Origin of the sequence: Paracidovorax wautersii, assembly GCF_031453675.1 — a bacterium.
Classification (GTDB): Bacteria; Pseudomonadota; Gammaproteobacteria; order Burkholderiales; family Burkholderiaceae_C; genus Paracidovorax.
The window spans coordinates 2,093,194-2,110,448 of sequence record NZ_JAVIZX010000001.1; the positions used below are offsets into that span (position 1 = coordinate 2,093,194).

14 protein-coding genes are annotated in these 17,255 nt (G+C 71.3%); 10 read left to right on the forward strand and 4 right to left on the reverse strand.

Going from position 1 to position 17,255, the window contains the following annotated elements:
- Window position 1 precedes the first annotated feature (1 nt).
- The 5 genes from QE399_RS09515 to QE399_RS09535 all read left to right on the forward strand — a co-directional run bounded on the left by QE399_RS09515 (window position 2) and on the right by QE399_RS09535 (window position 6,268).
- Entirely contained in the window at window positions 2-1,555 is a 1,554-nt protein-coding gene (locus tag QE399_RS09515; protein ID WP_309828255.1) for a class I adenylate-forming enzyme family protein, read from the forward strand.
- A gap of 36 nt (window positions 1,556-1,591) precedes the next feature.
- Complete coding sequence (locus tag QE399_RS09520; RefSeq protein WP_309828257.1) at window positions 1,592-2,362, forward strand: class II aldolase/adducin family protein; 771 nt, start codon at window positions 1,592-1,594, stop codon at window positions 2,360-2,362.
- A gap of 72 nt (window positions 2,363-2,434) precedes the next feature.
- Window positions 2,435-3,364, forward strand: coding sequence for a 2-hydroxyacid dehydrogenase (locus QE399_RS09525; protein WP_309828258.1), 930 nt, complete (start codon window positions 2,435-2,437; stop codon window positions 3,362-3,364).
- 66 nt (window positions 3,365-3,430) lie between these two features.
- Window positions 3,431-4,423: a Bug family tripartite tricarboxylate transporter substrate binding protein gene (locus QE399_RS09530; RefSeq protein WP_309828260.1), complete on the forward strand. Its 993-nt coding sequence runs from the start codon at window positions 3,431-3,433 to the stop codon at window positions 4,421-4,423.
- A 234-nt stretch (window positions 4,424-4,657) separates the two neighbouring features.
- The gene (locus QE399_RS09535) at window positions 4,658-6,268 is read left to right on the forward strand and encodes a methyl-accepting chemotaxis protein (RefSeq protein ID WP_309828262.1); all 1,611 of its coding nucleotides are present in this window, start codon (window positions 4,658-4,660) and stop codon (window positions 6,266-6,268) included.
- A 216-nt stretch (window positions 6,269-6,484) separates the two neighbouring features.
- Here the strand turns inward: QE399_RS09535 and QE399_RS09540 are convergent, their stop codons facing one another.
- The 4 genes from QE399_RS09540 to QE399_RS09555 form a co-directional block, all read right to left on the reverse strand.
- Complete coding sequence (locus QE399_RS09540) at window positions 6,485-8,230, reverse strand: NAD(P)/FAD-dependent oxidoreductase (protein ID WP_309828264.1); 1,746 nt, start codon at window positions 8,228-8,230, stop codon at window positions 6,485-6,487.
- 121 nt (window positions 8,231-8,351) lie between these two features.
- A complete protein-coding gene (locus QE399_RS09545) occupies window positions 8,352-9,440 on the reverse strand; it encodes a lysylphosphatidylglycerol synthase transmembrane domain-containing protein (RefSeq protein ID WP_309828266.1) in 1,089 nt (362 codons plus the stop codon).
- Between the two features lie 24 nt (window positions 9,441-9,464).
- On the reverse strand, window positions 9,465-10,709 hold the full coding sequence (gene clsB, locus QE399_RS09550; protein ID WP_309828268.1) for a cardiolipin synthase ClsB: 1,245 nt from the start codon (window positions 10,707-10,709) through the stop codon (window positions 9,465-9,467).
- A complete protein-coding gene (locus QE399_RS09555) occupies window positions 10,706-11,470 on the reverse strand; it encodes an endonuclease/exonuclease/phosphatase family protein (protein ID WP_309828270.1) in 765 nt (254 codons plus the stop codon). Before QE399_RS09555 ends, clsB begins: the two co-directional genes overlap by 4 nt.
- Before the next feature lie 230 nt (window positions 11,471-11,700).
- Between QE399_RS09555 and QE399_RS09560 the strand changes: the two genes are divergently transcribed.
- From QE399_RS09560 to QE399_RS09580, 5 genes are read left to right on the forward strand one after another with little or no spacing between them, the layout of a single operon-like run.
- Entirely contained in the window at window positions 11,701-12,237 is a 537-nt protein-coding gene (locus QE399_RS09560) for a MarR family winged helix-turn-helix transcriptional regulator (protein ID WP_405043428.1), read from the forward strand.
- Window positions 12,238-12,239: 2 nt separating this feature from the next.
- A complete protein-coding gene (locus QE399_RS09565) occupies window positions 12,240-14,366 on the forward strand; it encodes an FUSC family protein (RefSeq protein ID WP_309828271.1) in 2,127 nt (708 codons plus the stop codon).
- Window positions 14,363-14,569 (forward strand): DUF1656 domain-containing protein, encoded by a 207-nt coding sequence (locus QE399_RS09570; protein ID WP_309828273.1) that lies wholly within the window; start codon window positions 14,363-14,365, stop codon window positions 14,567-14,569. The genes QE399_RS09565 and QE399_RS09570 overlap by 4 nt, the downstream gene beginning before the upstream one ends.
- Before the next feature lie 8 nt (window positions 14,570-14,577).
- Window positions 14,578-15,540 (forward strand): efflux RND transporter periplasmic adaptor subunit, encoded by a 963-nt coding sequence (locus tag QE399_RS09575; RefSeq protein ID WP_309828274.1) that lies wholly within the window; start codon window positions 14,578-14,580, stop codon window positions 15,538-15,540.
- Window positions 15,541-15,560: 20 nt separating this feature from the next.
- Entirely contained in the window at window positions 15,561-17,036 is a 1,476-nt protein-coding gene (locus QE399_RS09580; protein WP_309828276.1) for a TolC family protein, read from the forward strand.
- The last annotated feature ends 219 nt before the right edge of the window (window positions 17,037-17,255 follow it).

Here is a 17,255-nt window from a genome sequence, read left to right on the forward strand (position 1 = left end):
CATGTCCGATCTCCTCCCCGCGCCGGGCGCCCCTTTCCGCCCGCTGGCCGATCTGATACGGCTGCATGCAAGCCAGCGCCCGCAGGCCCTGGCGCTGCGCGACGACCAGCAGACGCTGGACTATGCGCAGCTCGACGCGCTCATGGACCGCATCGCCGCGAACCTGCAGCAGCGGGGCATCCGCCCGGGCGAGGCGATCGCCATCTGTGCGCTGAACTCGGTGCGCTACGCGGCGCTGTTCCTGGGCGCGCTGCGCGCCGGCGTGGTGGTGGCGCCGCTGGCGCCCTCGTCCACGCCCGACAGCCTGGCCTCCATGTTGCGCGACGCGCAGGCCCGCTGCCTGTTCGTGGATGCGGCAGCGCCGCAAGGGGAGGACGCTGCGGGCGACGCTTTACCCCGCATCTCGCTGGACGGCATCGCGCCCGGGCAGCCCTTCGCCGACTGGCTGGCAGCAGGCGAGAGCGCGCCGCTGCAGGCCGTGGACGTGCCGCCGCAGGCGGCCTTCAACATCATCTATTCGTCCGGCACGACGGGCACGCCCAAGGGTATCGTCCAGTCCCATGGCATGCGCTGGGCCCACGTCTGCCGTGGCGGCATGTACGCCTATGGGCCGGACAGCCGCACGCTGCTGGCCACGCCGCTGTACTCCAACACCACCCTGGTGGTGTTCTTTCCCACGCTGGCGTTCGGCGGCTGCGTGCACCTGATGGCCAAGTTCGACGCGGCGCGCTACCTGCAGCGGGCGGCGCAGCTCCGCACCACGCACACCATGCTGGTGCCGGTGCAGTACCAGCGCATCATGGCGCTGCCGGAGTTCGGCGCGCACGACCTGTCCGCCTTCCAGTACAAGTTCTGCACCAGCGCGCCGTTCCGTGCGGCGCTCAAGGCCGATGTGCTGGCCCGCTGGCCAGGCGCGCTGATCGAGTTCTACGGCATGACCGAGGGCGGCGGCACCTGCATCCTGGAGGCGCATCGCCACCCCGACAAGCTGCACACCGTGGGCCAGCCCGCGACTGGCCATGACATCCGCCTGATCGACGAGGCGGGCCGCGAGGTGCCCGCAGGCGAGGCCGGCGAAGTGGTCGGCCATTCGGCCGGCATGATGACCGGCTACCACGGCCAGCCCGAGAAGACGCGCGAGGCGGAGTGGTTCGACCCCACGGGCAAGCGCTTCATCCGCACGGGCGATGTGGGCCGCTTCGATGCGGACGGCTTCCTCACGCTCATCGACCGCCGCAAGGACATGGTCATCAGCGGGGGCTTCAACATCTACCCCAGCGATCTGGAGGCGCAGCTGCGCGCCCACCCGGCAGTCGACGATGTGGCCGTGGTGGGCGTGCCGTCCGAGCAGTGGGGCGAAACGCCGGTGGCCTTCGTCGTGCCACGCGCGGCGCCGTCCGCCTCCGCGAGCGAGGTCATGGCCTGGTTCAACCAGCGTGCCGGAAAGACCCAGCGGCTGGCCGACCTGCGCTTCGTGGATGAACTGCCGCGCAGCGCCATCGGCAAGATCCTCAAGCGCGAACTGCGCGATCTGTACCAGGCGCCGGCTGGCTGAACCCGGCCTCCCCCCGCAACCCTTCAGGAGGACTCCATGCATGCCCCTACCGCCCACCCCTCTGTCCGCAGCCAGGTCTCTGCCGAAGAGTGGCAGACCCGTGTCGAACTGGCGGCCGCCTACCGGCTGGTCGCGCATTTCGGCTGGGACGACCTGATCTTCACGCACATCTCGGCCCGCGTGCCGGGCCAGGCGGACCAGTTCCTGATCAACCCCTACGGCATGCTGTTCGACGAGATCACGGCCTCCAGCCTGGTCAAGGTGGACCACGCCGGCACGCCGCTGATGGCCTCGGAGTACGACGTGAACCCCGCGGGCTTCGTGATCCACAGCGCCATCCACGACGCCCGGCCCGAGGTGCAGTGCGTGCTGCACACCCACACGCGCTACGGCGTGGCGGTGTCGGCCCAGGCGGACGGCCTGCTGCCCATTTCGCAGCAGTCGATCTTTCCGCTGGCGCGGCTGGCGTACCACGACTACGAAGGCGTGGCCCTGCGCGACGACGAGAAGCCGCGCCTGGTGGCCGACCTGGGCCAGAGCAACTGCCTGATCCTGCGCAACCATGGCCTGCTGACCTGCGGGCGCAGCGTGGCCGAGGCGGTGCTGGGCATGTACACGCTGGAGTCGGCCTGCCGCATCCAGATCCTGGCGCAGTCGGGCGGCGGCACGCTGACGCGCATTCCCGACGCCATCATTTCCACGGCGGTGGAGCAGTCGCGGCAGGTCACCAAAGGCAAGGGGGCCGGGCTGGCCTGGCCCGGCCTGCTGCGCCGGCTGGACCGCATCGGTCCGAGCTACCAAGACTGATACAGCCTGAGCCGCTGCAGGTCCGCTGCCATCGCGCGCAGCGTGCAGGGGCTCAGCACCATGGGGAAAGCAATGGGAATCCTGGTCAACATCCATCCGAGCATGGGCGCGCCCATCGTCGATGCCCTGCGCCGGCTGGCGCCGGACGAAACCGTCTGGGCCCACCGCGACGAGGCGCCCGCCGATGCGGTCGAGGCCATGCTCGCGTGGAGCCTCAAGCCCGGCACCTTGCCGGCCTACCCGCAACTGAAGCTGCTGTGCGCGCCCAGCGCGGGCGTGGACAAGCTGGTCTCGGTGCCCGACCTGCCCCCCGATCTGCCGGTGGCGCGCACCGTGGACCCGCAGCAGCATGTGGAGATCGCCCAGTACGTGGTGGGCACCACGCTGCGCCACACGCGCGAGTTCGCGCTGTTTGCAGAGCAGCAGCGGCGGGGCGAATGGCTGCGCCGCCCGGTGCGGGCCAGCGCGCAGTGCCGCGTGGGCCTGCTCGGACTGGGCGCGGTCGGGCGCTTCGTCGCCGGTGCCCTGCAGGCCATCGGCTACCCGGTCGCCGGCTGGAGCCGCAGCCCGAAGGCCATCGAAGGCGTGACCACGCACAGCGGCGACGGCGGCCTCGCGCACTTGCTGGCCCACAGCGACATCCTGGTCTGCGCCTTGCCGCTCACGGACGGGACGCGCGACCTGCTCGACCGGCGCACCCTGTCCCTCCTGCCCCAGGGCGCGTACCTGATCAACGTCGGGCGTGGAGAGCAGGTGGTGGACGCCGACCTGCTGGCGCTGCTGGACAGCGGCCACCTGGCCGGTGCCGCGCTGGACGTGCTGCGCGAAGAGCCGCCCCGTCCCGGCGATCCGCTCTGGAACCACGCCAAGGTCTTCGGCACGCCGCACATCGCCGCCCAGGCCTCGCCGGAGACCATCGCCCGCCAGTGCCTGGACAACCTGCAGCGCGTGCGCGCCGGCCAGCCGGTGCTGAACCGGGTCGATCTCGCCCAGGGCTACTGAGACTTGTTTCCCGGCGCCATGCCATGGCGCTCTGCACCACCACAACCATTCCACAGGAGACACCCCATGCGATCCCTTCCTTCCCGCCGCAGCTTCCTCTGCACCGGCTCCGCGCTGGCGGCCGGCGCCGTGCTGGCCACGCCCGCCGCGGCGCAGAGCCCCTGGCCTGCCAAACCGATCCGCATCGTCGTGCCCTACACGGCGGGCGGATTCACCGACCAGATGGCGCGCCTGCTGCAGGTGGGCCTGCAGCAGCGCCTGGGCCAGCCGGTGATCGTGGACAACAAGCCGGGGGCCAACAGCATCATCGGCGTGGATGCCGTGGCCAAGGCCGCGCCGGACGGCTACACCTTCGGCGTGTTCATCGCCGCCTACGCGGCCAACACCACGCTGTACCCCAAGCTGCCCTACGACCCCAAGAAGGACCTGGTGGGCGTGTCGCTCATGGGCGTGTCCCCGCTGGTGGCGGCCGTGCCGATGAACGCGCCGTTCAAGACCACGGCCGAACTGGTGGCCTATGCGCGCGCCAACCCGGGCAAGCTCAGCTTCGCTTCGTCCGGCACGGGCTCGGCCGCACATCTCACCACGGAGCTGATGCGGCTCGTCACCCAAACCGACATGGTGCACGTGCCGTACAAGGGCGCATCGCCCGCGCTGGCCGACCTGATGGGCGGGCAGGTGCCGCTGTTCCTGGACCCCCCGCCCAACCTGATCCAGCCGGCCAAGGCCGGCAAGATCCGCCTGATCGGCGTGGCCAGCGACAAGCGCGTGCCGGCGTTGCCCGACGTGCCCACCTTCATCGAGCAGGGCTACCCCGGCCTGGTGGGCAGCACCTGGGCGGCCATGCTGGCGCCGGCCGGCGTGCCGCGCGAGATCGTGCAGCGCATGTCCGAAGAGGTGGCGCGCATCATCCGCAGCCCCGAGGTCACGCAGCGGCTGGAGCAGACCATGGGCACCTTCGCGGAAGGTTCGACCCCGCAGGAGTGCGACGCCTTCATCGCGGCCGAAACGGCCAAATGGGCCAAGGTGATCCAGGACGCGCAGGTGAAGCTGGACTGACACGGCGCGGAGCAGCCCGCGCAGACGCACTTACCGCCTCTCGGAAAGTGCACCCGGAAAACCGCTGTGGACGGCTGCCGCAGCGGTTTTTTCGTTGTCGGCAGGCGACACAACGAAAGATGCTTCAAGTCGCGGGCGCGGCCGTCGATAACCTAGCGAGGCATCGGCACGGCGCCTGCGCGCGCTCGCGCTGCAGGGCCGGTTGGTCATGTATCCGACTTATTTCTCCCCGCCATGAATCTGCACAACGCCCGCCTCTCCCTGCGCCTGGCCCTGGCCTTCGGCGCCATCTGCCTCGTGATGTCCCTGTCCGCCGCCGTCGGGGTCTGGCGGCTGATGAACCTGCAGGACATCGCCGATGACCTGGGCGGCGATTCCGCCGAGCGGGCCCTGCTGGCGCAGGAGCTGCACGCCATCGTGGTGCTCAGCTCGGTGCGGGCCGAAACGCTGCTGGAGATCGACAACCCCGCCTATGCCAGCCGCATCGACGCCGATCGCAAGACCACGTCGGCCCGCTCCACCGAAGTGCGCAAGCGGCTCGATGCCTTGGCGACGGACGCCGAGTCGGCCCGCATCTTCGACGCCATCGACAGCGCCGGCAACGGCTTCCGCGCGGCGCGCGACGAGCTGGTCAAGCGCCGCAAGGCCGGCGAGACGCTGCCGCCCGACGCGATCAGCCAGCAGCTGCGCCCCGCGGCTGAACGCTATGCCGCCGCCGTGAACGCGATGGCGGAGTACCAGCGCAAGCGCGTGGCCGAGGCCCGCGACGCCGCCGACGCCTCCGAGCGCCAGGGCATCCTGCTGCTGGCGGCCGGCTCGCTGCTGGGCCTGGTGCTGAGCGGCGCCTGCGCCTGGGTGCTGTCGCGCTCCATCCTGAAGCCGCTGGGCGACGCCTCCCAGGTGGCCGACCGCATCGCCGAGGGCGACCTGACCGCCACGGTGGCGCCCGCCGTGCCCGGCAACCGCGACGAGGTGCGTGCCCTGCTGGCCCGCCTGGGCGGCATGCAGTCGCGCCTGGCCGAACTGGTGGTGGGCATGCGCCAGGCCAGCGCCTCGGTGGCGGGGGCCAGCTCCGAGATCGCGGCCGGCAACGCCGACCTGTCGGCGCGCACCGAGCACACGGCGTCCAACCTGGAAGAGATCGCCGCCAGCATGGAAGAGCTGCTCTCCACCGTGCGCCACAGCGCCGACGCCGCCCAGCAGGCCAGCACGCTGGCCGTGTCCGCCAGCGACGTGGCCCAGCGCGGCCGCGATGCGGTGGAGCGCGTGGTGGGCACCATGGACGGCATCGCCCAGGCCTCGCGCAAGATCGCCGACATCACCAGCGTGATCGACGGCATCGCCTTCCAGACCAACATCCTGGCGCTGAACGCGGCCGTGGAAGCGGCGCGCGCGGGCGAGCAGGGCCGCGGCTTCGCCGTGGTGGCGGGCGAGGTGCGCAGCCTGGCGCAGCGCAGCGCCACGGCGGCCAAGGAGATCGGCACGCTCATCGGCGACAGCGTGCGCCAGGTGGGCGAGGGCTCCAAGCTCGTGAACGCCGCCGGCAGCACCATGGGCGAGATCGTCGAGTCCGTCCAGCAGGTGGCCACCATCATCGGCGAGATCAGCACGGCCACGCGCGAGCAGAGCACCGGCCTGGGCCAGGTGGGCGAGGCGGTGAGCCAGCTCGACCAGATGACGCAGCAGAACGCGGCGCTGGTCGAGGAGTCGTCCGCCGCCGCGCAGGGCCTGCGCGTGCAGGCGCAGCAGCTGGCCGCGCTGGTGGAGGCGTTCCGCCTGCCGGCGGGCAGTGCGGGTGCCGCGGGATCCGGTGGCCTAGGGGGCGCGCCCCTGGCCCTGCGCTGAGGGCTGGGCGGCGCCTGCGGGCGGCGAGTGCGCCGCGCCGCGCCGCACAGCCACCGCTGGCGCCTCTCTTACGCTATCGAAAAAATAGCTATTTGCGTTTGTCAATCAAGGACTTCAGGCACAAAAGTGCCTGAAGTCCTTTTTCATTAAGCGCATGGCGCTTCGCTATTGATAGCGCGGGCCAGCCGAACGACGGCCCGGCCCGGCGCAGCCGCGTCAGGCGGCCACGCCCAGGATGGCCCGCGCCACGGCCTCGCCCACCTTGATGCCGTCCACGCCCGCCGACAGAATGCCGCCCGCATAGCTCGCGCCTTCGCCCGCGGGGTACAGGCCGGGCGTGTTCAGGCTCTGCAGCGCATCGTTGCGGCCGATCTTGAGTGGCGACGAGGTGCGCGTTTCCACGCCGGTCAGCACGGCGTCGTGCATGTCGTAGCCGCGGATCTTGCGGCCGAAGGCGGGCAGCGCCTCGCGCATGGCCTCGGTGGCGTAGGTGGGCAGGGCGGCGTGCAGGTCCACCATCGTCACGCCGGGCTTGTACGAGGGCTCCACGCTGCCCAGCTGCGTGGAGGCGCGCTGCGCGAGGAAGTCGCCCACCAGCTGCGCCGGCGCGTTGTAGCTGCTGCCGCCCAGCACGTAGGCGTTGGACTCCAGCTGCCGCTGCAGCACGATGCCGGCCAGTGGGTGCGCCTGGCCGGGGGCCAGCGATTCGACGCCGTGCGTGCCGCCCAGCGCAGCGTCGAAGGCCTCTGCATCGTGCGGATAGTCGCGCGGGTCGATGGCCACCACCATGCCGGCGTTGGCATTGCGCTCGTTGCGCGAATACTGGCTCATGCCATTGGTGACCACGCGGCCGGGCTCGCTGGTGGCGGCCACCACCGTGCCGCCCGGGCACATGCAGAAGCTATAGACCGCGCGGCCGTTGCTGGCGTGGTGCACCAGCTTGTAGTCGGCCGCGCCCAGCAGCGGATGACCGGCGTGGCGGCCCCAGCGGGCGCGGTCGATCACGCCCTGCGGGTGCTCGATGCGGAAACCCACCGAGAACGGCTTGGACTCCATGGCCACGCCCCGGTCGTACAGCATGGCGAAGGTGTCGCGCGAGCTGTGCCCCAGCGCCATCACCACGTGGTCGGCGCGCAGGCCGTAGGGCTGGCCGGTGGCCTGGTCCAGCACCTGCAGGCCGCGCAGATGGCGCTGGCCGCTGCCATCGGTCTCGATCTCCACATCCGTCACGCGCTGGCCGAAGCGCACCTCGCCGCCCAGGGCGATGATCTGCTCGCGCAGCGTCTCCACCACCTTCACCAGCTTGAAGGTGCCGATGTGCGGATGGGCGACGTAGAGGATCTCCGGCGGCGCGCCGGCCTGCACGAACTCCTCCATCACCTTGCGGCCCAGGTGGCGCGGGTCCTTGATCTGGCTGTAGAGCTTGCCGTCGCTGAAGGTGCCCGCGCCGCCTTCGCCGAACTGCACGTTCGACTCCGGCGTCAGCGTGCGCTTGCGCCACAGGCCCCATGTGTCCTTGGTGCGCTCGCGCACCGGCTTGCCGCGCTCCAGCACGATGGGCTTGAAGCCCATCTGCGCCAGCACCAGCGCGGCGAAGATGCCGCACGGCCCGAAGCCCACCACCACCGGGCGGTGCGCCAGCCCGGCCGGCGCGCGGCCCACGGGCGTCCACGCCATGTCGGGCGTGGGCTGGATGTGCGGGTGCGCAGCGTGCTGCGCCAGCAGCGCGGGCGCCAGCGCCGGCTCGGCCAGGGTCACGTCGAGGATGTAGACCGCCAGCAGGTCGGCCTTGCGCGCATCGAAGCTGCGCTTGTGCACATGGACGTGGGCGATGGCGGCAGGCGGCAGGCCCAGGGCGGTGGCGGCCTGGGCGCGCAGCGCGGCTTCGGGGTGGGCGTCGGAGCCCTCGGCGCTGGCGGGCAGGGCGGCCAGCGGCAGCTTGATTTCGGAGAGGCGGATCATCGTGTGCGGGCCCGTGTTGATCGGGCAGCGTGCAGAACAGGGAGGCGCGATTTTAATCGGCCGGGCTGTTTTGCCGGCGCGAGTGCGGTGGCGGGCGGTGTGCGCGCGGACGGAACACGATTTAGTGCGGCGCCGCTCCATCGCCCGGCGCATGCCGGCGCTTCCACCACAGCTCCGTCGCGCCGAAGGCCAGCGCCGCCACCACCAGCGGCGCGAAGAAGTACAGCGTGCGGTAGGCCAGAATGGCCGCCAGCGCCTGCGTGGCCGGCATATAGGCCGACAGCACGGCCGTGCCCACGGCCTCCAGCACGCCCAGCCCGGCGGGGATGCGCGAGATGAGCCCGGCGATCGCACCGAGCAGCACGGTGGCGAGCGTGGCGGCGTAGGGCGCCTGCTGCTGGGTGAGCATCCACAGCGCCGCACCCATGACCATCCAGTTCAGGGTGGACACGGCCACCTGCAGCAGACCGGTGCCCCAGTGCGGCAGGGGGAAGCGGCGCCCGCGCACGGTCAGCGGCCGGCCGTGGCGCCAGGCGCACACGCCCACATAGGCCACGCTGAGCGCCGCCAGGGCCGTGCCGATGGCGCGCAGCTGCCCGCTGCTCACCTGCCAGCCGGGCGGCAGCTGGGGCGTCCAGGTCCAGAACACCGCACCCGCCAGCAGGAAGTAGCCGAGCCAGTTGGTGAGGATGGACAGCGCCACGATCTGCCCGATCCGCGCGACGCCGACGCCCTGGCGCGAGTACAGCCGGTAGCGCACCGACACGCCGCCGATGAGCGAGCCCAGGTTGAGCGTGAACGGGTAGGCGATGAGGGTGATGCCCACCGTGCGCGGCACCGACAGCCCGTGCCGCGTGTAGTGCCGCCCGAAGAGGTCGAAGCTGCTGTAGATGAGGTGGCTGCCCCAGGCGAAGGCCGCGGCCGCGGCCACCACGGTTGGCGGCAGGGCGAGGAAGGACGTCCACACGGCGCCCCACTCCACCTGGCGCGCCTGGTGCAGCAGCAGGTAGCCGATGAACACGATGAAAAGGGCGCTGAGCCCCGTGGCCAGCCAGGGCCACCAGCGCTGGGAGCGCAGCCGGCGCCAGGTGCTCTGGCGGGCATGGGGGCTGCGGGGGGAGGGCGCCGGGCCGTCCCCTGGCGGCCGCGCTGCGCTGCCCGGCCCTTGCCGGGGGGCTATCGCATTACCGTGGGTGGACGGGACGGCCATCGGGGCAGCGGGGCGCGGGCCCCGTCAGTGCGGGCCCGAGGTCTGCGGCGTGCCAGGGGATGCGTCCATCACGCGCTCCGGTGCACCCACCAGCGAGATCTGGGGCTTGTGGCGCGGCAGCCAGCCCACCCAGGTCGGGAACCAGCGCATCAGGTGGAACACGCAGTAGCTGCGCAGCAGCCGCAGCCCTTCCCAGGCCCCCTGGGGCTCGGGCTCGACCTGCCGGCAGCTGTGTTCCATGAGGTGCGCCAGACGCTTGTACAGCGTGGCGTTGAACTCGCTGTCGCGGATGATGACGTTGGCTTCGAGGTTGAGCGACAGGCTCAGCGGGTCGAGGTTGCTGGAGCCCACGGTGGACCACTCGTCGTCCACCAGCGCCACCTTGCCGTGCAGGGGCCGGTCGCAGTATTCGTAGATGCGCACGCCCGCGCGCAGCAGGTGGTCGTAGAGCAGGCTCGCGGCCGTCTTCACGATGGGCATGTCCGGCTGGCCCTGCAGGATCAGCCGCACTTCCACGCCGCGGCGCGCGGCGCGGCGCATCTCGCGGATGAAGCGGTAGCCGGGGAAGAAGTAGGCATTGGCGATCACCACCCGCTTGCGTGCCGAACGCAGGGCGATGCGGTAGTGCCGCTCGATGTCGTTGGTGTGGTTGTGGTTGTCCCGCGTGACGAACATGGCGTGGGACGTGCCCGCATACGGCAGGCCGGTGGCGGGCCGGGTGCGGCCGCGTTGGCGCTGCCCGCGCGGCAGTACGGCCTCGTGCGTGAAGTGGTGCATCTGGGCCACGATGGGGCCGCGCACCTCCACGGAGTAGTCCTGCTTGGCCTCGGGGCCGAAGTCGGCCACATGGTCGGCCGAGTAGTTGATGCCGCCGATGAAGCCGCGCTCGCCGTCGATCACCACGATCTTGCGGTGCATGCGCCGCAGCATGTTCAGGCGCTGCCCGAAGATGCGCTTGCCGCCCGGATCGAAGATGCGGAAGTGCACGCCCGCCTCCACCAGTTCGCCGATGAAGCGCTCGGACAGGTCGGGCGAGCCGAAGCCGTCGACCAGCACATGCACGTCCACTCCACGCTGCGCAGCCTTGAGCAGGGCCGCGTGCAGCTGCTTGCCGATCTTGTCGTCGAACAGGATGAAGGTCTCCAGCATGACCTCGCGGCGCGCCTGGGCGATCGCCTCGAACACGCGCGGGAAGAACTCCTCGCCGTTTTCCAGCAATTCGAAGCGGTTGCCCGGCACCCAGCGGGACGATGGATTGGCGCGTCTCATACGGCGATCTCCGCGGCGAGGGGGGCATGGTCCGAGAGCTTGTCCCAGGGCTTGCGGGGCAGGATGAGCGGCGAATGCACCGAGGCGCTGCGTACGTAGATGCGGTCCAGCGGCAGCAGCGGCATGGACGCGGGGAATGTGCGCACGGCCTTGCCCGTGGCCTGGAGGAACACCTCGTGCAGACCCGCGCCGCGGCGCAGCACATCGTGGGCGCGGCCGCGCCAGTCGTTGAAGTCGCCGGCCAGCACCACCGGGTCCTCCGGATCGAAGGTGTTGACCAGTTCGCACACGCGGCGCAGCTGGCGCTGGCGGTGCGCCTCCTGCAGGCCCAGGTGCACGCAGATGGCGTGCACCGGCCGCTCGCTGCCCGGCGGCTGCAGCACGCAGTGCAGCATGCCGCGGCGCTCGGGGCCGCTCACGGAGATATCGTGGTTCTCGTAGTGCGTGATGGGAAACTTCGACAGCAGCGCATTGCCGTGGTGGCCGTTGTCGTAGACGGCGTTGCGGCCGTAGGCGTACTGCGTCCAGATCGTGTCCGCCAGGAATTCGTAGTGCGGCTCCTGGGGAAAGTTCTCCACCCGCCCGGCATGCTTGTGGTGCGTGCCCAGCACCTCCTGCAGGAACACCAGGTCGGCCGAGACGTTGCGCACGGCCTCGCGCAGTTCATGCAGCATGAAGCGGCGGTTGAAGGACGTGAAACCCTTGTGCACGTTCACCGTGAGCACTTTGAAGGCGATGGGCGGGCGGGAGGCTGTGTCCATGGAAAACAGGCAGGAAATCGGAGCCGCTGGGGCGAGGGTCCATTGTTTCCAGGGGTAGCTTTGGACGCTGTAGGACGGCTGGCCGATTCCGTGAGATGCCCTGCACGCGCCGGTGCTGGGCGCATCCCCTGGCCCCGCGCTCCCGTGGCCCCGGGCAAAGACCTCAGGCCCGCAAAGGTCGGATTTCTGCAGTTTAATAGATAGCAAGCTAACTATTTAATCGGAAGACCATGGCATCCAATCCCTATCCCGAAGGCATGCACCGGCAGGCGGCATTGATGGCCGTGGGCATCGCCATGCCGGTGCTGCAGCGCGCCTACCGTGCTGCCGCCGACAAGGCGGTGGCCCACACGGGGCTGTCGCAGGCCCTGGCCTGGCCGCTGGTGATGATCGGCCGGCAGGGCGAGGGCGTGCGCCAGGGCGTTCTGGCCGAGTCCCTTGGCATCGAGGCGCCGTCCCTGGTGCGCTCGCTCGACCAGCTGGTCGATGCGGGCTTCATCGAACGGCGCGAGGACGCCCTGGACCGCCGCGCCAAGACCTTGCACCTGACGGCGGCCGGCACGGCGGCCTGCGCGCAGATCGAGACCGCCCTGCAGTCGCTGCGCACCGTCGTGTATGACGGCGTGCCCGACGAAGACATTGCGGCCTGCCTGCGGGTGTTCGGCGTGCTGGAGCAGCGGCTGGGCTGCACAGTGATGACCGTGCCGCAGGCGCGGCCTCCCCTGGCGAAGGGCGGTGCCGGCAAAACCACTTCGTCCCGGCGCTGAGCATGGCGTCGTTCACCCTGCCGCGCTTCACCCGCGCGGAGATCGTCTTTTCGCTGAAGAGCTTCGGCGCCGCGATGCTGGCCATGTACCTGGCCAGCCGCGCCGGGCTGCCGCGCCCGTTCTGGGCCCTGATGACCGCCTACATCGTGGCGCATCCGCTGGCCGGCGCCGTGCGCTCCAAGGCGCTGTTCCGCTTTCTGGGCACGCTGGTCGGCTGTACGGCCACGGTGCTGCTGGTGCCGCTGCTGTCCAACGCGCCGGAGCTGCTCACGCTGGCGTTGGCGCTGTGGGTGGGCCTGTGCCTGTTCGTCTCGCTGCTGGACCGCACGCCGCGCTCCTACACCTTCATGCTGGCCGGCTACACCGCCGCACTCATCGGCTTCCCTTCGGTGGAGACGCCGCTGCAGCTCTTCGACACCGGCGTGGCGCGCGTCGAGGAGATCGGCCTGGGCATCCTGTGTGCGACGCTGGTGCACAGCCTGGTGCTGCCGACGGGCCTGGCATCGAGCGTGCTGGGCCTGCTGGACCGCACCCTGAAGGACGCGCGGACGTGGACGGCTGATCTGCTGCAGCCGGGGCGCAAGGAGGGGCGTGCCCCTGCGGACGCGCAGGCGCTCGCAGCGGACCGCCGCCGGCTGGCGGTGGACGTGACGCAGCTGCGCCTGCTGTCGACCCACGTGCCGTTCGACACCACCCACCTGCGCTGGACGGCGGGGGCCATCCGCGCCATGCAGGACCGCGTTGCTGCGCTCACGCCCACGCTGTCGGCCGTGGAAGACCGCTTGCAGGCCCTGGAAGAGGCCGAGGGCGCCCTGCCGCCGGTGGTGGTGGCGGCGCTGGGCGCGGTCCATGCCTGGCTGCAGGAGAGGGCCGGGGAGCGCAGCGCGGCGCCCGGCACCGAAGCAGGGCCGCCGGACCGCCTGGACGCTGCGCTGCGGGCACTGGAAGCCCGCCCTGCGGGCACCACCGACTGGGTGCATGCGCTGCAGATCGGACTGGCCGTTCGGTTGCGCGAGCTGGTGGACGGCTGGAGCGCCTGTGCCCGGCTGCGGCGCGACATCGACGCCGGCCTGACCGGCGCCGCGCTGCCGCTGCGGCGCACGGCCGCGCTGGGCGACCGCGAGATGCACCGCGACTACGGCATGGCTTTGCTGTCGGCGCTGGCGGCCGTGCTGGCGATCTGCCTGTGCGGTGCGTTCTGGATCGTGACGGGCTGGCCGTCGGGCTCGGTGGCCGCCATGATGGCGGCGGTCTTCTGCTGCTTCTTCGCCACCATGGACGATCCCGTGCCCGCCATGCACGGGTTCCTCAAGTTCACGCTGTGGTCGGTGCCGATCTCGGCCGTGTATGTGCTGGTGCTGATGCCGGGCGTTCAGGACTTCGGCATGCTGGTGCTGGTGTGTGCGCCCACCTTCCTGGTGCTGGGCGGCTACATGGCGCGGTCGGCCCATTTCATGGGGGCCATGGCGCTGCTGTTCGGTGTCTCGGGCGCGCTGGCACTGCACGACACGGCCAATGCGGATCTGGTGAGCTTTGCCAACTCGATGGTCGGCCAGGTGCTGGGCGTGGTGGCTGCGGCGCGGGTGACGCGGCTGGTGCGGTCCGTGGGCGCGGACTGGAGCGCCCGCCGCATCCAGCGCGCGACCTGGCGTGAACTGGCCGACATGGCCGCCGCACCCCGGCTGCAGGACGCGGGCGACGCCTATGCCGTGCGCATGCTCGACCGTATCGGCCTGCTGGCGCCGCGCATCGCGCAGACGGGCGGATCGCTGGAAGGCGTCATCGCTGCTGACGCCCTGCAGGACCTGCGCATGGGCGCCGACATCGTTGCCCTGCAGCGCACGCGCACGCAGCTGCCTCCGGGGTCGGCTTCGGGCGTGGCTGCGCTGCTGGCCGAGGTTTCCGCGTTCTTCCGATCCCGTGCGAACGGCGTGGCCCATGCCTCGCCCCCCTTGCTGGCGCGCATCGACACGGCGCTGGCCGGCGCGCTCGATCCGGCCGCTGCGCATCGCTCCACGGGCTGGCGCGCGGCGGTGGCGGCGCTGGTGGGCCTGCGCCGCAATCTGTTCCCCGCCGCGCCTGCGGTGCTGATGACCACCGGGCCGCAGGCCCCAGGAGCGATTCCATGATCGGCGAAGCGAGTTTCTACGGGCTGTACCTGCCCTGGCTGATGCTCTGGGCGCTGGCGGCGTGGCCGCTGGCCTGGGGCCTGCGCCGCCTGCTGGCTGCCGCCGGCGCATACCGCTGGGTGTGGCACCCGGCGCTTTTCGATACCGCGCTGTATGTGCTGGTGCTGTATGGCATCAGCCGCACGGCGTCTCTTTTGCAATGAGTGCCTCCATGAAATCCGTGTCCAAGAACCTTCTTCAACGCCCCGCCGCCCAGGCGGCCGTGCGCCTGCTGGTCACCGCGCTAGCGCTGTGCGCCGCGGCCTGGGCCGCGTGGCAGCTGTGGGACCACTACGAGCTGGCGCCCTGGACGCGCGACGGCCGCGTGCGGGCCAACGTCGTGCAGATCGCGCCCGATGTGTCGGGCCTTGTCACGGCTGTGCCCATCCAGGACAACCAGTCCGTGGCGGCCGGGGCGCTGCTGTTCGAGGTGGACCACGCCCGCTACGCCCTGGCCCTGCGGCAGGCGCAGGCCGCGCTGAACGCCCAGCGCACGGTGCTGGCTCAGGCGCGGCGCGAAGACGCCCGCAACGCCGGACTGGGCGATCTGGTGTCGCGCGAGGCGCGCGAGCAGACCCAGGCGCGCGTCGAACAGGCGCGGGCCGCCGTGGCCCAGGCCGAGGTGACGCTCGCCAGCGCCCAGCTGAACCTGGAGCGCGCCAATGTGCGCGCCCCGGCCGACGGGATGGTGACCAACCTGGACCTGCGCCGCGGCAGCTACGCCACGGCCGGGCACCCCGCGCTGGCGCTGGTGGATGCCCATTCGTTCTACGTCGAGGGCTACTTCGAGGAGACCAAGCTGCCGCGCATCCACCAGGGCGACAAGGTGCGCGTGACGCCCATGGGCGGCACGGTGCTGACGGGCACCGTGGTCGGCATCGCCGCCGGCATCGCCGACCGCGACCGCACCACCAGCGCCAACCTGCTGCCCAGCGTGAACCCCACGTTCAACTGGGTGCGCCTGGCCCAGCGCATTCCGGTGCGCGTGCAGCTCGACCCGCTGCCCGAAGGCGCGCGGCTGGTGGCCGGGCAGACGGCGACGGTGCAGATCATCGAAGCCGCGAGCACCACCGCGGCCTCGGCCGCCCCCGCGGCGGCACCAATGACGGCACCGGTGACGGGGCAGGCCGGTTGATGGCGGAGGACAGCATGCACATGACGCGAACGATCGCCCCCCGCGCGGGGTGGCGGCTGCTGGGGCCGCTGGCCGCGGCCGCCGCACTGGCCGCCTGCGGCACGGCGCCCGTGGGCCCCGACTACCAGGTGCCCGCCGATGCCGTCGCCCGCCAGTCAGCGGCGGCGCAGCCCTTCATCGGTGCCGGCGCCGGCGAGGCGGCCGCAGACGGCGCTGCGGCTGCCGTGTTCGACAGCGCGCCGCTGCCCGACCACTGGTGGCGCCTATACCACGACACGCGGCTGGATGCGCTGGTGCAGCAGGCGCTGGAACACAACACCGACCTGCGCCAGGCCATGGCGAACCTGGAACGTGCTCAGGCCCTGGAAGACGAGGCGAGCGGCGCCGCCCGGCCTTCGGTGGCCGTCAATGGCGGGTTTTCGTTCGGCCATGCCTCGGGTCTGTCGGTGCTGCGCCCGGGCGATGTGCCGCCGGACGCCTTCCACTACAGCGCGGGCGCCTCGCTGTCGTACCAGATGGACCTGTTCGGCCAGATCCGCCGCGCCATCGAGGCGGCGCAGGCCGGCACCGCCGGGGCGCAGGCCGCGGTGGACCTGGTGCGCGTGAACGTCGCTGCCGGCACGGCGCGCGCCTATGCCGAGGTGTGCTCCACCGGCCTGCGCCTGCGCACGTCGCAGGCATCGGTCCGAGTGCAGTCCGACGCGCTGGAGGTCACCCGCCGTCTGCAGGCGGCCGGCCGGGCCGGCGCGATCGACGCCGCGCGCGCCGAGGCCCAGCTGGGCCAGCTGCAGGCCGCCCTCCCGCCGCTGCAGGCGCAGCGCCACTCCGCGCTCTTCCGCCTGGCCACCCTGACCGGCCATCTGCCGCAGGACTTTCCGCGCGCCCTGGCCGATTGCGCTACGCCGCCCCAGGTGGCCGGTGTGCTGCCCGTGGGCGACGGCGCCGCGCTGATCCGCCGACGCCCCGACATCCGCCAGGCCGAGCGCGCGCTCGCCGAAGCCACGGCACGCATCGGCGTGGCCACGGCGGACCTGTACCCCAAGGTGTCGCTGGGGCTTTCCGCCGCATCGGCCGGCAACCTGAGCGGCCTGGGCCGCAGCGACACGCTGAGCTGGAGCCTGGGCCCGCTGATCTCCTGGTCGATCCCGAACACCGGCACCGCGCGCGCCCGCATCGCACAGGCCGAGGCCGGCACACGCGCGGCGGCGGCGAAGTTCGACGGCACGGTGCTCACGGCCCTGCGCGAGACGGAAACGGCGCTGTCCGCCTACGCCCACGAACTGGACCGCCGCGCCCGCCTGCAGGCCGCCCGCGACGCCAGCGCGCAGGCCGCCGACCAGGCCCGCGCGCTGTACCGCAACGGCAAGACCGGCTATCTGGACACGCTGGACGCCGAGCGCAACCTGGCCAGCAGCGAAGCCGCCCTGGCGGCCAGCGAGGCGCAGGTGGCGGACGACCAGGTCACGCTGTTCCTGGCGCTGGGCGGCGGCTGGTAGGGTATGCGGCGCGCGTGATTGCTATGGTTTGAATAGCTGTTTGCGCTTGCCAAATGGAGGTTTCAGGTATGAAAATATCTGAGATTCAATCAAATAGAGCGCAAGCAGCTAGCGTTTTGATAGTGTGATTTGCCGCACCTGCGGCGTAGGGGCTTTGCGAAGGTGCAGCGGCTTTTGGCCCCCCGGCCGGCAGGGAACGCCGCTTCTCCGTCCCGTATG